Annotated in this window: 13 protein-coding genes; 7 read left to right on the top strand and 6 right to left on the bottom strand. The window is 68.6% G+C overall.

Annotated elements, in window-relative coordinates; translation table 11 throughout:
* Positions 1 to 6: 6 nt before the first annotated feature.
* Positions 7 to 1,593 (bottom strand): MDR family MFS transporter, encoded by a 1,587-nt coding sequence (locus HWX08_RS06690; protein WP_069259487.1) that lies wholly within the window; start codon positions 1,591 to 1,593, stop codon positions 7 to 9.
* Positions 1,586 to 2,707, bottom strand: a complete 1,122-nt coding sequence (locus tag HWX08_RS06685; RefSeq protein ID WP_174922406.1) for an HlyD family secretion protein — start codon at positions 2,705 to 2,707, stop codon at positions 1,586 to 1,588. The genes HWX08_RS06690 and HWX08_RS06685 overlap by 8 nt, the downstream gene beginning before the upstream one ends.
* A gap of 92 nt (positions 2,708 to 2,799) precedes the next feature.
* On the opposite strand from HWX08_RS06685, the gene HWX08_RS06680 reads away from it, so the two are divergent.
* Entirely contained in the window at positions 2,800 to 3,633 is an 834-nt protein-coding gene (locus HWX08_RS06680; protein ID WP_107309847.1) for a CerR family C-terminal domain-containing protein, read from the top strand.
* 27 nt (positions 3,634 to 3,660) lie between these two features.
* Here the strand turns inward: HWX08_RS06680 and HWX08_RS06675 are convergent, their stop codons facing one another.
* Positions 3,661 to 6,120, bottom strand: a complete 2,460-nt coding sequence (locus HWX08_RS06675; protein WP_174922407.1) for a mechanosensitive ion channel domain-containing protein — start codon at positions 6,118 to 6,120, stop codon at positions 3,661 to 3,663.
* Positions 6,121 to 6,425: 305 nt separating this feature from the next.
* Entirely contained in the window at positions 6,426 to 7,385 is a 960-nt protein-coding gene (locus HWX08_RS06670) for an LLM class oxidoreductase (protein ID WP_174922408.1), read from the bottom strand.
* A 184-nt stretch (positions 7,386 to 7,569) separates the two neighbouring features.
* On the opposite strand from HWX08_RS06670, the gene HWX08_RS06665 reads away from it, so the two are divergent.
* The 5 genes from HWX08_RS06665 (at position 7,570) to HWX08_RS06645 (ending at position 12,631) form a co-directional block, all read left to right on the top strand.
* Positions 7,570 to 7,968 (top strand): lysozyme inhibitor LprI family protein, encoded by a 399-nt coding sequence (locus HWX08_RS06665; RefSeq protein ID WP_069259492.1) that lies wholly within the window; start codon positions 7,570 to 7,572, stop codon positions 7,966 to 7,968.
* A 1,073-nt stretch (positions 7,969 to 9,041) separates the two neighbouring features.
* Positions 9,042 to 9,938 (top strand): NAD-dependent protein deacetylase, encoded by an 897-nt coding sequence (locus HWX08_RS06660; RefSeq protein WP_174922409.1) that lies wholly within the window; start codon positions 9,042 to 9,044, stop codon positions 9,936 to 9,938.
* The gene (locus HWX08_RS06655) at positions 9,935 to 10,576 is read left to right on the top strand and encodes a DUF938 domain-containing protein (RefSeq protein ID WP_174922410.1); all 642 of its coding nucleotides are present in this window, start codon (positions 9,935 to 9,937) and stop codon (positions 10,574 to 10,576) included. Before HWX08_RS06660 ends, HWX08_RS06655 begins: the two co-directional genes overlap by 4 nt.
* Positions 10,577 to 10,673: 97 nt before the next feature.
* Positions 10,674 to 12,086, top strand: coding sequence for an NADP-dependent phosphogluconate dehydrogenase (gene gndA / locus HWX08_RS06650; protein ID WP_174922411.1), 1,413 nt, complete (start codon positions 10,674 to 10,676; stop codon positions 12,084 to 12,086).
* A gap of 200 nt (positions 12,087 to 12,286) precedes the next feature.
* Positions 12,287 to 12,631 carry a DUF4148 domain-containing protein gene (locus HWX08_RS06645; protein WP_069259496.1) on the top strand — a complete coding sequence of 115 codons (345 nt, stop codon included), beginning with the start codon at positions 12,287 to 12,289 and terminating at the stop codon, positions 12,629 to 12,631.
* A 118-nt stretch (positions 12,632 to 12,749) separates the two neighbouring features.
* Here the strand turns inward: HWX08_RS06645 and HWX08_RS06640 are convergent, their stop codons facing one another.
* The gene (locus HWX08_RS06640; RefSeq protein WP_069259497.1) at positions 12,750 to 13,070 is read right to left on the bottom strand and encodes a hypothetical protein; all 321 of its coding nucleotides are present in this window, start codon (positions 13,068 to 13,070) and stop codon (positions 12,750 to 12,752) included.
* A gap of 425 nt (positions 13,071 to 13,495) precedes the next feature.
* Here HWX08_RS06640 and HWX08_RS06635 point away from each other — a divergent pair, with 425 nt between their 5' ends.
* Entirely contained in the window at positions 13,496 to 14,230 is a 735-nt protein-coding gene (locus HWX08_RS06635; RefSeq protein WP_174922412.1) for a peptidoglycan DD-metalloendopeptidase family protein, read from the top strand.
* A 63-nt stretch (positions 14,231 to 14,293) separates the two neighbouring features.
* On the opposite strand, the gene HWX08_RS06630 is transcribed toward HWX08_RS06635, so the two are convergent.
* Positions 14,294 to 14,932, bottom strand: a complete 639-nt coding sequence (locus tag HWX08_RS06630) for a Pr6Pr family membrane protein (protein WP_069261106.1) — start codon at positions 14,930 to 14,932, stop codon at positions 14,294 to 14,296.
* Between the last annotated feature and the right edge of the window lie 107 nt (positions 14,933 to 15,039).

Here is a 15,039-nt window from a genome sequence, read left to right as displayed (position 1 = left end):
GACGGTTCAGTGGCCGGACGACATCGGTTGCGGCCCGCGCGGCGTTCTCAGCAGCAGCGCGAGCGGTACGCAGGCGAGCAGCGCCAGGCCCAGCAGATAGAAGGTTTCGGAATAGGTCATCACGACGGCCTGGATCTGGATCTGCTGCGCCAGTTGTCCGAGTGCGCGCATGTTCGAATACGCGAGGTCGCCGGTGTGCGCGAACCAGTTGGCCGCGTAGGCCGACAGCCGGTCCTGCCCGATCAGCGAGTTGGCGGTGACCGATTCGCGCAGCGCGGCCGTGTGGAAGGTCGTACGCCGATCGATCACGGTGCCGATGATCGCGAGCCCGATCGAGCCGCCGAGATTGCGCGCCATGTTGTAGAGCCCGGCCGCATCGCCCGAGTCTTCGCGCGCGACGGCGGCCATCGACGCCTGGTTGAGCGGCATCATCGCGAGCATCTGCGCGACGCCGCGGATCAGTTGCGACCATACGAAGTCGTGGCCGACGCTCTGCGCGGTCAGGCTGATGTCGAGCATGCAGCTCAGGCAGAACAGCAGCAGCCCCGAGATCACGAGGATGCGGAAATCGACCTTGCCGAGCAGGCGCGGCAGGATCGGCATCACGAGAAATGCCGGCAGCCCCGACAGCAGCATGATCGCGCCCGCCTGTTCCGCGTTGTAGCCGGCGACGATCGCGAGGAACTGCGGCAGCAGGTAGGACACGCCGTACAGCCCCGCGCCGACCGCGGACACGATCACGATCACGCTCGCGTAGCGCGGGTTGCGCATCAGCGACAGCCGCATGATCGGCCGCTTCGCGAAGATCTGCGACAGCGCGATCAGGATCATGCCGAACAGCGACACGACGCTCAGCGTGACGATCATCTGCGATTCGAACCAGCGTTCGCGCTGACCTTCCTCGAGCACGACGGTGAGCGAGCTCAGCCCGATCGCGAGGCCGGCGATTCCGAGCCAGTCGGCATTGAAGAACGTGTTCCACTGCGGGCGGTCCGACGGCAGTCCGAACCACAGCAGTGCCATCAGCAGCAGGCACACCGGCAGGTTCAGGAAAAAGCACCAGCTCCAGCTCACGTTCTCCGCGAGCCAGCCGCCGAGCACGGGGCCGAACAGCGGCCCGAGCAGCACGATCAGGCCGAACAGCGTCATGCCGACCGGCAACTGCGACAGCGGCAACCGCGTGCGGATGATGGTCTGCGCGGTGGGGATCAGCGCACCGCCGGTGAAGCCCTGGCCGATCCGGCCCGCGATCATCATCGGCAGCGAATGCGACCAGCCGCACATCATCGAGAACGCGATGAACAGCGCGGAGTTCGTCAGCAGGAAATTGCGCAGCCCGAACACGCGCGTGAGCCACGCGGCGAGCGGGATCATCACGATCTCCGACATCAGGTAGCCGGTCGAGATCCACGTGCCTTCGGTGCCGGTCGCGCCGATTTCGCCCTGGATCTGCGGCAGCGCGGAGTTCGTGATCGAGATGTCGAGCGTCGCCATCAGCGCGCCGAGCGCGCCGGCCGCGACCGCGATCCAGTCGGTCACGCTCGCGCGGCCTTCGTGCGGCGGCGCGGGCATCGTGGCGGACGGTTCAGCCATGATGCGTCTCGTCGCGGGCCGAGCGCGTATCGACGTCGACCGTCACCGACAGCCCCGGCAGCAGCATGCGCTGCGCGCGCGTGTTCGCCGCGAGGCGGATGCGCACCGGCACGCGCTGGACGATCTTCGTGAAGTTGCCGGTCGCATTCTCGGGCGGCAGCAGTGCGAACTGCGCGCCGGTGCCGGGTGCGAAGCTGTCGACGACGCCGGACAGCGTGCCGTCCGGCAGCGCATCGACGTGCAGCTCGACGGGCTGGCCGATGCGCATGTTGCCGATCTGCGTTTCCTTGAAGTTCGCGACGAGGTAGATCGAGTCGACCGGCACCACGGTCAGCAGCCGCGTGCCGGGCTGCACGTATTGACCGACGCGCACCGTGCGATCGCCGACGCGGCCCGCGAGGGTGCTGCGCACGATCGTGTTGTCGAGGTCGAGCTGGGCCTGCGCGGCGCTGGCCTGCGCGGCCTCGAGCTGCGCGCGCGCCTGCTGGAGCTGCGCGGTGAACGATGCGATCTGCGTGCGCGCGGCGGCGATCGACGCATCGTTCGCGGCGAGCGTCGCGGCTGCCTGGTCGCGCGTGCTCTTCAGGTCGGCCACGCGTTCGTGCGTCTCGGCGCCGGTCGCCGCGAGCGGCGCATAGCGCGCGTATTCGTCGCTGGCGTGCTGCGCGTTGATCCGCGATACCTTCGCCTGCGCAGTGGCCTGCTCGAGATTCGCGCGCTGCTGGCTGATGTCGGCCTCGGCGCGAGCGATATCCGCGCGGCGCGCGTCGACGGTCGCGAGCGATTGCGCGAGCGCGACCTGGTACTGGCGTACGTCGAGCCGCACGAGCGGATCGCCGGCCTTCACGGCCTGGTTGTCGCGCACGTAGACATCGGTCACGTAGCCGGCGACCTTCGGCGCGGCCGTCATGCTGTCCGCCTGCAGGTACGCGTCGTTGGTGCTTTCGATGAAGCGGCCGACCGTCCACCAGCGGCCCAGCCACACGGCGCCGCCGATGGCCGCGAGCACCGCGACGACGAGCAGGATGCGCCGCTTCGATCCGTTGCCGTTGCGCGGCATTGTTGTGGGTTCCTGACGATCTGCTTTCTGTGGCGGCTCTTGCTGCGTCGACATGCTGGGATCCAATTTATTCCAAGTGGAAGAATTATTCCAGTTGATAGAATTGTGTCAAGTAGAATGTCGATCGATCGAATGACGAGGACGGCATGAACGAAGCGAAGAAGCTGCGCCGCACGTCGGCGGGCGGTTACGCTCGCGGCGACGAAACGCGCCAGCGGATCATCGAGGCGGCGATCGAACTGTTCGGCGAGCGCGGGTTCGCGGGCGCGTCGACGCGCGAGATCGCCGCGATGGCCGGCGTGAACGCGCCGGCGCTCCAGTACTACTTCGAAAACAAGGAAGGCGTGTACCGCGCGTGCGTGGAAACGATCGCGGAGCACGGCTGGGAGGTGTTCGCGCCGTCGGTCGGCCATGCGTGGGCGATGCTCGATGCGGATGCGGACGTCGACGTGCTGATCGACGCGTTCGTCGGGCTGCTGCGCGCGCTGTCGGACCGGATGTTCACCGCGCCGAAGACGCTGAACCAGCGGATGTTCTTCGCGCGCGAGCAAGTCGGCCAGGAGCCGGCGAGCGCGAGCGAAATCCTGATGACGCGCATGCGCAAGCCGCTCAACGACGTGAGCGCCGAACTGATCGGCCGCATCTCGGGCCGGCCGGCCGACGACCCCGTCACGCGCTTGCGTGCGCTGAGCCTGTTCGGGCAGATCACGGTGTTCCACATCGCGCAGCGCTCGGCGCTGCAGTTGCTCGGATGGGAAGCGTTCGAGGGCGAGCGTGCGGCACTGCTGATCGACACGATCGCCGACCAGACGCGCGTGCTGCTCGAGCAATGGCACGCGCAGCGCGACGCATCGGCTGCCGGCCCGAAAGCCGGCTCAACGCGCGGGCAGGGCGCGGCGTCGAAACGCAACGCGAAGGCGGGGGCGTCGACGCCCGCCGCGAAGCGCACCCGGCGCGTGAGCAAGCCCGCCGCGCGTTGAACGCGGCGCGACGTCGGCTCGGGCCGGTCAGCCCGGCTTGCGCGCCGGTGCGGCGGGCGACGGCGGCCGGGCCGTCGGTTCGGCCGCGTGGCCGTTGCCGCCGTTGCTGCCGTTTTCGTCATCGCCGCCCGCCCGTGACCCGTCCGCGTACGCGATGACGCTGCGCTGCGGATTGGCGATCCGGATGCCGCGTTCGCGGAACGTCTCCGCGATCCGCCGGTTGAATTCGCGCTGCACGCTCCAGCGCGTCGAGTCCGTGCATTGCATCTGTCCGGCCAGCGCGATCGCCGCGCCGTCGACCTGGTCGATACCCCAGTAGCTGAAGTCCGACAGGATGCCGTCGCGGTATTTCGGATCGTCGCGCAACGCGGCGCCGATCTCCTTCAGCGTCGCGATCGCGCGATCGATATCCTCGCCGTAGGCAATGCTGATCTTGACGGCTGCGTTGCCGAGCCCGCGATTCGTGTTGTTGACGGTCGTCACCGAGCTGAACGGGATCGTGTACAGCGACCCGTCGCCGGCGCGCAGCCGCACGGTGCGGATCGACAGGTACTCGACCGTGCCGGACACGCCGGCGAGCGTGACCCAGTCGCCGACCTGCATCGCGTTCTCCATCAGCAGGAAGATCCCGGTGATGAAATCCTGCACGAGCTTCTGCGAGCCGAAGCCGAGCGCGACGCCGAAGATGCTGGCGCCGGCCAGCAGCGGGCCGACGTTCACGCCGAGCTGGCTGAGGCCCGTCAGCACGACGACGAGCGCGATTATCACGAACAGCAGCGAGCGCAGCATCGGCAGCAGCGTGCGCAGCCGCGCCGCGCGCACGAGATTGCCTTCGCGCGTCCAGCGTTGCAGCCGGCGCTCGATCGCGATGTTCGCGGCTTCCCACACGATGAGCGCGACGATGGCCGCGATGGCGATCGTCACCAGCGCCGACGCGAGCCGGTGACCGATCGTGCCGGTTTCGAACGCGCGGAAGATCGGTACGCCCCAGATCTGCAACAGCAGCACGACGGTGACGATGCCGATCGCGCCCGACACGAACTGACGCAGCAGCGGGTAGTAGCGGTATGCGTGCAGATGGACGAGCGTGCGGTCTTCGTCGCGGCGCTGGAACACGCGTGCGAGTGCGCCGAACACGACGATCGACACGATCCGCATGAAGATCATCACGGCGATCGAGCGGCCGCCGAGCGTGATCAGCACGCGGTAGCCGTTGTGGACGTCGAGCGCCCACACGAACCACAGCGCCATCACGATGAATACCGCGACGGGCGCCCACGCGTCCGCGAGCGCGTTGGCGATCATCGCGACCGATGGACGGTCATCGCCGGCCGCGCGGATGCGCGCGGCGACCGGCCTGCGGCACTGCAGGATCAGCGCCGAAACCATCAGGTGCGCGACGAGCGCGACCGCTTTCAGCAGCGCGACGTGGCCGGCGTCGGTCAGGCCGAAGTTCGCGGCGATCTCGACCACGGCCGTGCACGCGCCGACCACGATCGCGATTCGCGCGATCGAGCGTTGCGCGAAGCCGGCCCACGCATCGCTGATGTGCAGCAACCGCAACTGCCGCGCATCGGGCTGGAAGAACAGCCGGCTGACGATCGTCACGAGCCGGCAGATCACGTAGATGTCGATCAGCGCTTCGAGCGCCGATTCGATCGGGGTATCCGTATCGGCGATCATCGACATCGTCAGGCTCGCGACGCCGACGAACACGAGCAGCGGCACGGCGCGCAACGCGAGACTGACGAGCGCGCGCGGCATCCGGTGCAGCAGCGTGGTGTGGCGACGCGCGTGGCCGCGGGCCTGCGACGCTGCGGGCGCGGCGTCGGGGGTGTCCGGCGGGGCATCGTCGTCGGGCGTAACGGAGTCCGGTACAACGCGCTCCGGTGCAACGGAGTCCGGCGCGGTGCCGTGCGACGCGCCGGCCCGCCGCGCGGCCACTGTGGCCAGCGCGCGTCGCAACAGCCGCTTCGCGAGCCATTCGACGGCGAGCGCGGGCACGAGCACCGCGATGATGATCCAGAGCGCTTGCGCAAGATCCGCGCGTTCGTCGGCGCGGACCAGTTTCTCGCGCCACCAGCTTCCGACCGAGCCGATATCGAGGAGCGAGTGCAGCGATTCCTTCAGCGCACCGCCGATTTCGATGGTCCAGCGCGATCCCTGCCGCACCAGCATCGACGCGAGCCCGTTCGACGTGAGCGCGGCCGGGGCCGCGGCCGCAGGCGCGCTGCTGGCGGCCGCCGCATCGCTTGCCGCGACCGCGGGCGTGTTCAGCGCACCGACGGCCGCGATGGCGCGCAGCGTCGTTTCGACCTGGGCGCGCTCGCGCGGATTCTGGAGCACATTGAGTGCCTGCTGTGCCTGTTGCGGCGTCAGCGCGGGCGCGGCGCCGGAAGCGGCCGGCGCGGCGGCCGGGGCGGGAGCGGCCGCGTGGGCGGCCGAGACGACGGCGGCGAGCAGCCAGCCGAGGAGGACATGTCGCATGGGGTGGGCATGCGGGCGCGCATCGGCCCGCTAGGCTGAACGATGGACGGAAGTTAACATGATCGCGATCGGAACCGAATAGTTCCGTCGACGATCGCCCGAATCGGGCCTGCCCGACGCAGCGCGGACGTTTGCGGTGGGGGCGTTGATGCGGTCATGTATGGACGCGGACGGTAGACATCCGGATGAATCACGGCACCGTGATCGTCGAAATGAAATGTATTTGTAACTTTTTCCGGTCGACAATGGCGAGTGTCGCGTTCATCGCATCGCGCCGCATCGAATTAATACGGAGTCCTGCGCGATCAGGTTTGTCCGTCGTGAAATATCGGCAGAACGTATCGTGCGATTTCTTCGATGACTTCGCGCATGGGGCGGTCCGTCCCAGGATTCAGCGTAACGTGATGCGTGCCCGCCGCGCGCATGTCCTGCAGGATATCGATCAATGCGCGGCGTCCGGTTGCATAGCCGAGCGGCAACGCGGTGGCCGGCGCATCGGGATTCGCGGCGAGGTCGAGTCGCATCGACACGGCGAACGCGCGAAAGGCCGGCGACGCGAGCCGGTCGACCGCCGCGCGCCACATCGAATAGCGTGCGCGCTGCGTATCCGGATCGCGATGGTACGTCATCCAGCCGATCGAGTGCCGCGCGATCCAGTCGACGCTTTGGCCACCCGAGCCGACCGCCAGCATCGGCACCGCGTCGGCGCCGCGCGGCAGCAGCGTGAATTCGGGCGCATCGGGCGGCGCTTCGTCGGGAACCACGCGCGACGGCACGCCGAGCGCGGCCGCGACGACGTCCCAGTGCGCGCGGTAGCGGTCGCGCCGCGTGTCCGCATCGATACCGAACGCCGCATACTCGGGCGGCCGGTCGCCGGAGCCGAGCCCGAGGATGAAGCGTCCGCCCGACAGCGTCGCGACCGACAGCGCGCCTTTCGCGATATGCAGCGGATGACGCAGCGGCAGCACGATCGCGCCGCTTGCGAGCACGATCCGGCGTGTGCGCGCCGCCAGCGCGCCGAGCAGGACCCACGGATCGAGGTGCCCGACCGGGTCGGGGTAGTCGGCGCTGTTCAGCGGCACGTCGCGAATCCACAGCGCGCGAAAGCCGAGCGTGTCGGCCAGGGCCGCCAGCTCGAGCTGCTCGTCGAAGTCGGCGACGATATGGCCCGCGCGAAGCAGCGGAAGCGTGAGGCCGATCGACAGCTGCCCGGCCGAAAAGACGCGGTGCGCGACGTCGGGGCGGGCAGGGGCGGGCGTGGTCATGTCGGGTCCTTGGAGGCAGGCGAAGCGAACGTGCGACGTTGCGTGTCCGAATGCTAGCGTGTTTGCATCCCGGTTGCGCGGCACGGCATGCGCGGTGACGGGCGCATGTCGAGACGACGACAGCCATGCAGGCAGCCGGCCGGGCATAATCGACGCCTTCCGTCATTGAAAACAACGCATCCGGATGAACACGCTTCGACACACGGCGATCGGTCTGGCGGCGAGCGCGCTGCTGTTCGCGCTCACGACTGACGCGCGTGCGGACGACGCGGCGCGCGCCGCCGTCTGCAAGACCGCCGAGGAGACGGGCTACACGGCCGACATCCGCAATTGCCTCGCGCTGAAATACGGCGCGGCCGACCGGCGCTTGAATGCCGTCTACAAGACGAAGATGGCGAGCCTGGACGAGCAGGGCAAGACGCGGTTGCGCAACGACGAACGCCGCTGGCTCAAGATGCGGGATGCCGCGTGCGCGGAGGCGCGCCAGCCCGATGCGGGCGGCACGCTCGGGCTCGTGGAGGTCGACAGTTGCTTCGTCGACGAAACCGAGCGCCGCATCAAGGTGATCGAAGCCTTTCGTTGAGTGGCGGTGTCGCGCCGGCCACGGTGCTACGCGATCCGCAGCGTTGTGCCGCGCAGCGTGAGGCCGAGGCGCGACGCCACGCGTCGTGACGCGCGGCGCATGCGACCCGTTCAAGGGTGCGCGGCACTGTGGGGCGATTGTAAGTCGATCGGCAGTCGCGTTGATGCAACGCCGCGCCGCCCGCGCGGGCCGGGCCGGCACGACCTGTCGGCGCGCCCGGCCGACGCCCGCCGATCCGGCACGCGTTTCAGTTTCGAAACGTTCGCGCGGCCCGTCGGTGCGCGATTCGCGTCGATCGCGCCGCCTCGACCCGCGCGGCCTTGCGGCATGAAGCATGGTGCGCTCCTTGCATATCTGTACGGGCCGTGAGCGCGGTCGCGGACGCAGTCGGTCCGGCGATCGCTTCAGTGGGTCGGACGTATCGGAGACGGGGACAAGAGAATGAGAACAGACCGAATCGCAACGTGTCGTGTTGCAAACATGAATCGCCGACCTGCCAGGATATTCGCTTCGCCTTCGATCGAGGCGACCTGAGCGCGCGGCTTTCCGTTCCATCCGAGCAATCGGGTTCGTTCTGAACGACGACGTGCAGGTGTGACGCACGAGGCCGACGGGTGCCTGTCGGCCGTCGGGGACGAACGTCGAATGCGTTGGGATGGCCCGGCCCGGATCCCGGATCGTCATGCCGCCGCGCGCAACGCGAGTCGTCGCGCGGCGCCCGCGTGCGTGCGCCGTGCATCGCGTCGGCGCGGCGGGACCGGACCGGATCGCAGCGGAAAGCCTGCGCGCATCGATGCGTTCGGCATCGCGAAACACATGCAGTCCAGGGGAAGCGTTCGCCGCCGGCGGTATGGCGGACGCCGCGAAATCGTGCTGTCAGTTGATCCACTACCCCGATGGATCAATTGTTGAAGCGCCCATCGCCGAGTGGCGGATGGGCGTCTTTTTTTGCGCGCCGGTGTGCGACGCGCGCCCCCGGCCCGATCGCGCGGCGTTCTGTATCATGTGCTGGCGTGCCTGGCCGCCCGTGCGGGCGCACGGTTTGCCGGCGCGCCCGATCACGCGTTGAGAACATGAACGACAAAGCCCACCACGACTCCTCGAGCACCGACGTCGACCCGGCCGCTCTCGATGCGCTGCACACGTTCGTCGAGCGTCATCCGCGCTTGCTGGTGCTGACGGGTGCGGGTATCAGCACCGACTCCGGCATTCCCGGCTATCGTGACCGCAACGGCCAGTGGATGCGCTCGCCGCCGATCCAGCTCCACGAATTCCTCGGCTCCGATGCCGCGCGGCGTCGCTACTGGGCGCGCAGCATGATCGGCTGGCCCGTCGTGGGCCGTGCGCAGCCGAACGGGTCGCACGTCGCGCTGGCGCGGCTCGGCGGCGCGGGGCGGATCGAGCGTCTCGTCACCCAGAACGTCGACGGGCTGCACCAGCGCGCGGGCAGCGGCGGCGTGATCGAGCTGCACGGCGGCATCGACGGCGTCACGTGCCTCGACTGCGGCGCGCAGCATGCGCGCGCGACGATCCAACTGATGCTCGAGGCCGACAATCCCGAGCTGCTGGGCGCGCAGGCCGAGCCGGCCGCGGATGGCGACGCGCACCTCGAATGGGCCGCGCTCGACACGTTCCGCATCCCGGCGTGCCCCGCGTGCGGCGGGTTGCTGAAGCCGGCGGTCGTGTTCTTCGGCGAAAACGTGCCGCGCGAGCGCGTGGCGCTCGCGTCGCAGGCGCTCGACGCGGCCGATGCGCTGCTCGTCGTCGGCTCGTCGCTGATGGTGTATTCCGGCTACCGCTTCTGCGTGTGGGCGCAGGCGCGGCACAAGCCGGTCGCCGCGCTCAATCTCGGCCATACGCGCGCCGATCCGATGCTGACGTTGAAGATCGAGGCGCGCTGCGCGCCCGCGCTCGGCGCGCTGACCGCGCGGCTGGGCCTCGCCGGCCATACACCGGAGCTAGCGTCGTGACCGGCCCGGCAGCGTCGCCCGATCCGTCCGCGCGGCTGTCGGCGCCGGCGGCCGAACGCAATCGCGGGCCGATCCTCGACGTGTTGCGCCGCGTGCTGCCGACGAGCGGCCGCGTGCTCGAAATCGCGAGCGGCACCGGGCAGCACGCGGTCCACTTCGCGCAGGCGCTGCCGGGCCTGCACTGGCAGCCGAGCGATCCCGATGTGCAGGCACGCCGCTCGATCGCCGCGTGGGTCGCGCATGCCGGCCTCGCGAATGTCGCGCAGCCGCTCGCATTCGACGTGCGCGACGCGTCATGGCCGTTCGACGCGCTCGATGCAATCGTCTGCATCAACATGATTCACATCTCGCCGTGGGCCTGCACCGACGCGCTGTTCGCGGGCGCGTCGCGCGTGCTGCGCCCGGGCGGCGTGCTGTTCCTGTACGGGCCGTATCGCCGCGAGGGCCGGCACACGGCGCCGTCGAACGAAGCGTTCGACCTGCAATTGCGCAGCCGCGACCCGTCGTGGGGCGTGCGCGATCTCGAGACCGTCGTCGCGCTCGGCCTCGATCGCGGGCTCGACTGCATCGAGGTGGTCGAGATGCCGGCGAACAACCTGAGCGTCGTGTTCCGCCGGCTGCCGCACGCGGAACAGTGACACGCAAGCGCGCATCGCCGCCGGGTTTCCACTATCCTTTCGCCTGTGCGCGCGACCCGGCTCGGGTCGCGCCCCGTTTTTTCCGGAGAATTGACTAATGGGCAAACAAGCAATCGGTGTGATCGGGCTCGCGGTGATGGGCCGCAATCTCGCACTCAATATCGAGAGCCGCGGTTACGCGGTGTCTGTGTACAACCGCAGCCGCGAGAAAACCGACGAACTGATCGCCGAATTCCCCGGCCGCAATCTGGTGCCGACCCATACGCTCGAGGAATTCGTCGCGTCGCTCGAAACGCCGCGCCGGATCCTGATGATGGTGAAGGCCGGCGAAGCGACCGACGCGACGATCGCCTCGCTCAAGCCGCTGCTCGAGAAGGGCGACGTGCTGATCGACGGCGGCAATACGCACTTCACCGACACGATCCGCCGCAACCAGGAGCTCGCGCAATCGGGCCTGCACTTCATCGGCACCGGCGTGTCGGGCGGCGAAGAGGGCGCGCTGCGCGGCCCGTCGATCATGCCCGGCGGCCAGCGCGACGCGTACGACCTGGTCGAGCCGATCCTCAAGCAGATCGCGGCGAAGGCGCCGTCGGACGGCGAGCCGTGCGTCGCGTACATGGGCCCGGACGGCGCGGGCCACTACGTGAAGATGGTCCACAACGGCATCGAATACGGCGACATGCAGCTGATCGCCGAGAGCTATGCGGTGCTGAAGGACGTCGCGGGGCTGACCAACGACGAACTGGGCGCGGTGTACACCGAATGGAACCAGGGCGAACTCGACAGCTACCTGATCGAGATCACGTCGAAGATCTTCGGCAAGAAGGACGACGAAACCGGCAAGCACCTCGTCGACGTGATCCTCGATCGCGCCGCGCAGAAGGGCACCGGCAAGTGGACGAGCCAGAACGCGCTGGATCTCGGCGTGCCGCTGCCGCTCATCACGGAGTCGGTGTTCGCGCGCGTGCTGTCGTCGCTGAAGACCGAGCGCGTCGCGGCCAGCAAGATCCTGTCGGGCCCGGCCGCCGCGCCGTTCGCAGGCGATCGCGCCGAGTTCATCGAAGCGGTGCGCCGCGCGCTGTATCTGAGCAAGGTGATCTCGTACGCGCAGGGCTTCGCGCAACTGCGCACGGCGTCGGAAGAGTACGGCTGGAACCTCGATCTCGGGACCATCGCGAAGATCTTCCGGGCGGGCTGCATCATCCGCGCGCGCTTCCTGCAGAAGATCACGGATGCCTATGCGAAGGACCCGGCGCTCGCGAACCTGCTGCTCGACCCGTACTTCAAGGACATCGCCGCGAACTACCAGACGGCGCTGCGCGACGTCGTGGTCGCCGCGGTGAAGGCCGGCGTGCCGGTGCCGGCGTTCGCGTCGGCGGTCGCGTACTTCGACAGCTACCGTTCCGAGCGGCTGCCGGCGAACCTTGTGCAGGCGCAGCGAGACTTCTTCGGCGCGCACACGTTCGAGCGCACCGACAAGCCGGGCAGCTTCCACGCGAACTGGTCGTAAGCGTCGGGCGGCGGCGGCATTGTTGCGAAAATCTATTCTTTGAATAGGGTTTTTCTATCCCGGATGCCGACATTGTTAGCTCCGGGGAAACAGTGTTTTCGTTCTTTCATGGTTTTCCCTAGGGGACGTCGGGACTAAACTCTGTTCCATCGCTGCAGACATGGTGTGTGCGGCGGAGCAAAAAAATCCCGGAGGTAATCATGAAATCGCTGATCGCAACGTTCGCCGCAGCTGCCGTCCTCGCCGTTCCCGCCGTGTCGTTCGCCCAACAGAATGCGCCGGTCACCCGCGCCCAGGTGAAGGCCGACCTCGTCGCCGTCCAACAGGCCGGCTACAAGCTGGGCAGCGACCGGACGAACTACCCGGAAGGCATCCAGGCTGCTGAAGCCCGCCTGAACCCGCAACAGAACGTCGCTGCCGCCGATACCACCGGCTACGGCGCACAACCGGTTGCCGCGCAGGAATCGGGCGCACCGGCCAAGGCCAAGACCGGCTGGCAAGTCAAGCGCATCGCCGACGACGCGCCGATCTACAAGGGTCGTTAATGGTGCGGCCGCCTCGGCGGCCTGATCCGACCCCTGAAGTACGAACAGCCCGCCGTTCCGTGATCCGGAACGGCGGGCTGTTTTCATTGGCGGCGCGCGTCGCGCGCCTGCCGCCGGTTCAGTGCAGCGGGCGTCTGCCGCGCCCGATATCGCGGAACAGCGCTTCGGCCGGCTCCAGCACCTGGAGCCACGTTTCGTCGTAGCCGCTCAACGTGTCGAGCGCCTCGCGCAGCCGTTCGATCGCGAGCACCGGCAGCTCGACGCTGTGACGCGTGGCGCCGGTCATGTGCGCGACGCTCGCGAGCTGGACGAGCGCATCGGCCGCCTCGGCGACGTCGGTGGCGAACAGCAGGTGCCGGTTGAGCAATTCGACCAGGCCGCTGGAACCGGAGAAGTCGTCGGCGTTGAGCTGCACGGAAAGAAACGTCGCGTTGTTCATTGTCATGCTCCTCGTTGTCGTTGGATCGCGCAGTGCATCACCGAGTATAGGCGGCGATCGAAGGGGAGAATGTGACGGGACCGATACGGCGGGCAAGGGCGGCCACGCGGGCGGCGAATCCCCGTCCAGCCTGCCCGGCGGCCCGCGCGGCGCGGCTTGCAGGCCGCCGGCGCGCTGCTGCGGCGCCGCAAGATTGTTGCCGGATCGGGCCTCTGTCGCGGCTCTGCCCGCCACAGATGGTATCTTTGCCGGTCGGGACGACGCGGAAAAGGGGCCGGTGAGCCCATTCGCGACGACGTTCCGCCGTGGAAACTGACGGCCGCGCGAGCGGTCGGATACTGATTGGTCCGGCCGTTGGGCCGGACATCGTGCGTCGCGCGCCGGGGGGCGGCGGGTGGCGCAGCGACGCAAATCCGGGAGGACCCTTGAGAGAAACTTTTCCCATCCACGATGCGCTGACGCGCCGGCTGCCGCAGGCGGCGCTCGTTGCCGCGGCCATCGCGCTGACGGGCTGCACGATGACGCCATGGACCGACAACTGGCAGCCGACGCGTCAGCCGGCACCCACGACGGCCGCGACGCCGGGCGTGATCGCCGGCTACTACCGCGTGAATCCGGGCGATACGCTCGCGGGCGTCGCGAGCGCCTACGGGCAGCGCGTGCAGGACGTGGCCAGCTGGAACCACATGGCGCCGACCGATGCCGTGTATCCGGGCCAGGTGCTGCGCGTCGCGCCGCCGCCGGCCGCGGCACAGCCCGGGCAGCCGCCCGCGGCGGCCGCCCAGCCGGGTTCGCTCGCGTGGCCGGCCACCGGTGTCGTGGCGACGCCGTTTTCGGCCGGCAAGACGCGCGGCGTCGTGATCGCCGCATCCGGGCCCGACCGTTCGGTGCGGGCCGCGGCGGCCGGGCGTGTGGTCTACGCCGGATCGGGCGTCAAGGCCTACGGCCCGCTCGTGATCCTGAAGCATGAGAACGGGCTCATCACGGCCTATGGACACAACGGCCAGCTGCTCGTCAACGAAGGCGACGCGGTGCGCCAGGGCCAGCCGATCGCCGAAATGAGCACCGACGCAAGCGGGCGCTCGACGTTCGAGTTCGAAGTCCGCCAGAACGGCAAGGTCGTCGATCCGATGAACTTCCTGCCGCGCAATGGCGGCTGACGGCTCGCGTCACTCCGTGTGCGCCGGGCGGCGCACACGCCCGCCTTTTCAGCATTCCCCGCTTCATCCTTTCCCGAGCGTAACCGCGCCGGAGGGTCGCGCGCGATTGCCGACCCAGCGAATGCCCAGCGCGAGCGCCGCCGCACCGATCGCGATCAGCGAGCACTGGATCGCGACCGGCAGGTAGCCGTGCGGCCGCGGATCGACGAACGGATACGGATACCAGTTCTCCAGCGAGCCGCGCACGAGCGTATAGCCGAGATAGACGACCGGAAAGCCGAGCCAGGCGAACGCGCTGCGCCGCGGGATCGGCAGGCGCGGCTCCACGTACAGCCAGTCGCACAGCATGACGAGCGGCACGATCCGGTGCAGCACCCAGTTGTTGAACGCCGGCGTGACGTGACGCAGCGCATCGAGCCGCGCGAGCAGGAGTTCGTAGACGATCGCGGTGATCAGCACGTACAGCACCGCGGCGCCGCGCATCGATTCGTAGCGGGCCGAGCCGGGGCGCGTGATGCGCGGGAGCCCGGCGGCGAGCATCGCGGCCGCGTAGAGGCTGCTCAGTTGCGTGAAGTAGCTGAGGTAGTTGCCGAGATGAAAGCCCGGCAGGTGCCAGTAGTTGGCGACGCTGTGCAGCGTGGTGGATACCGCGAGCAGCGCGGCGATCAGCCGATAGGCCGCAACGAAGAACGCTTTGCTCATGATGCCCGCGCGCCGTCGCACCAAAATTTCATCGTGCCACAGCCGTTCGCGCGCGCGATGCGGATTTTCCATATGACGCGCCGTGCGGCGCGGGGTTGCGATTCGTC

Source organism: Burkholderia metallica (genome assembly GCF_902832845.1).
GTDB lineage: Bacteria > Pseudomonadota > Gammaproteobacteria > Burkholderiales > Burkholderiaceae > Burkholderia > Burkholderia metallica.
Note: the sequence above shows the minus strand (reverse complement) of the source record. Positions and strands in the feature narration are given on the sequence as shown.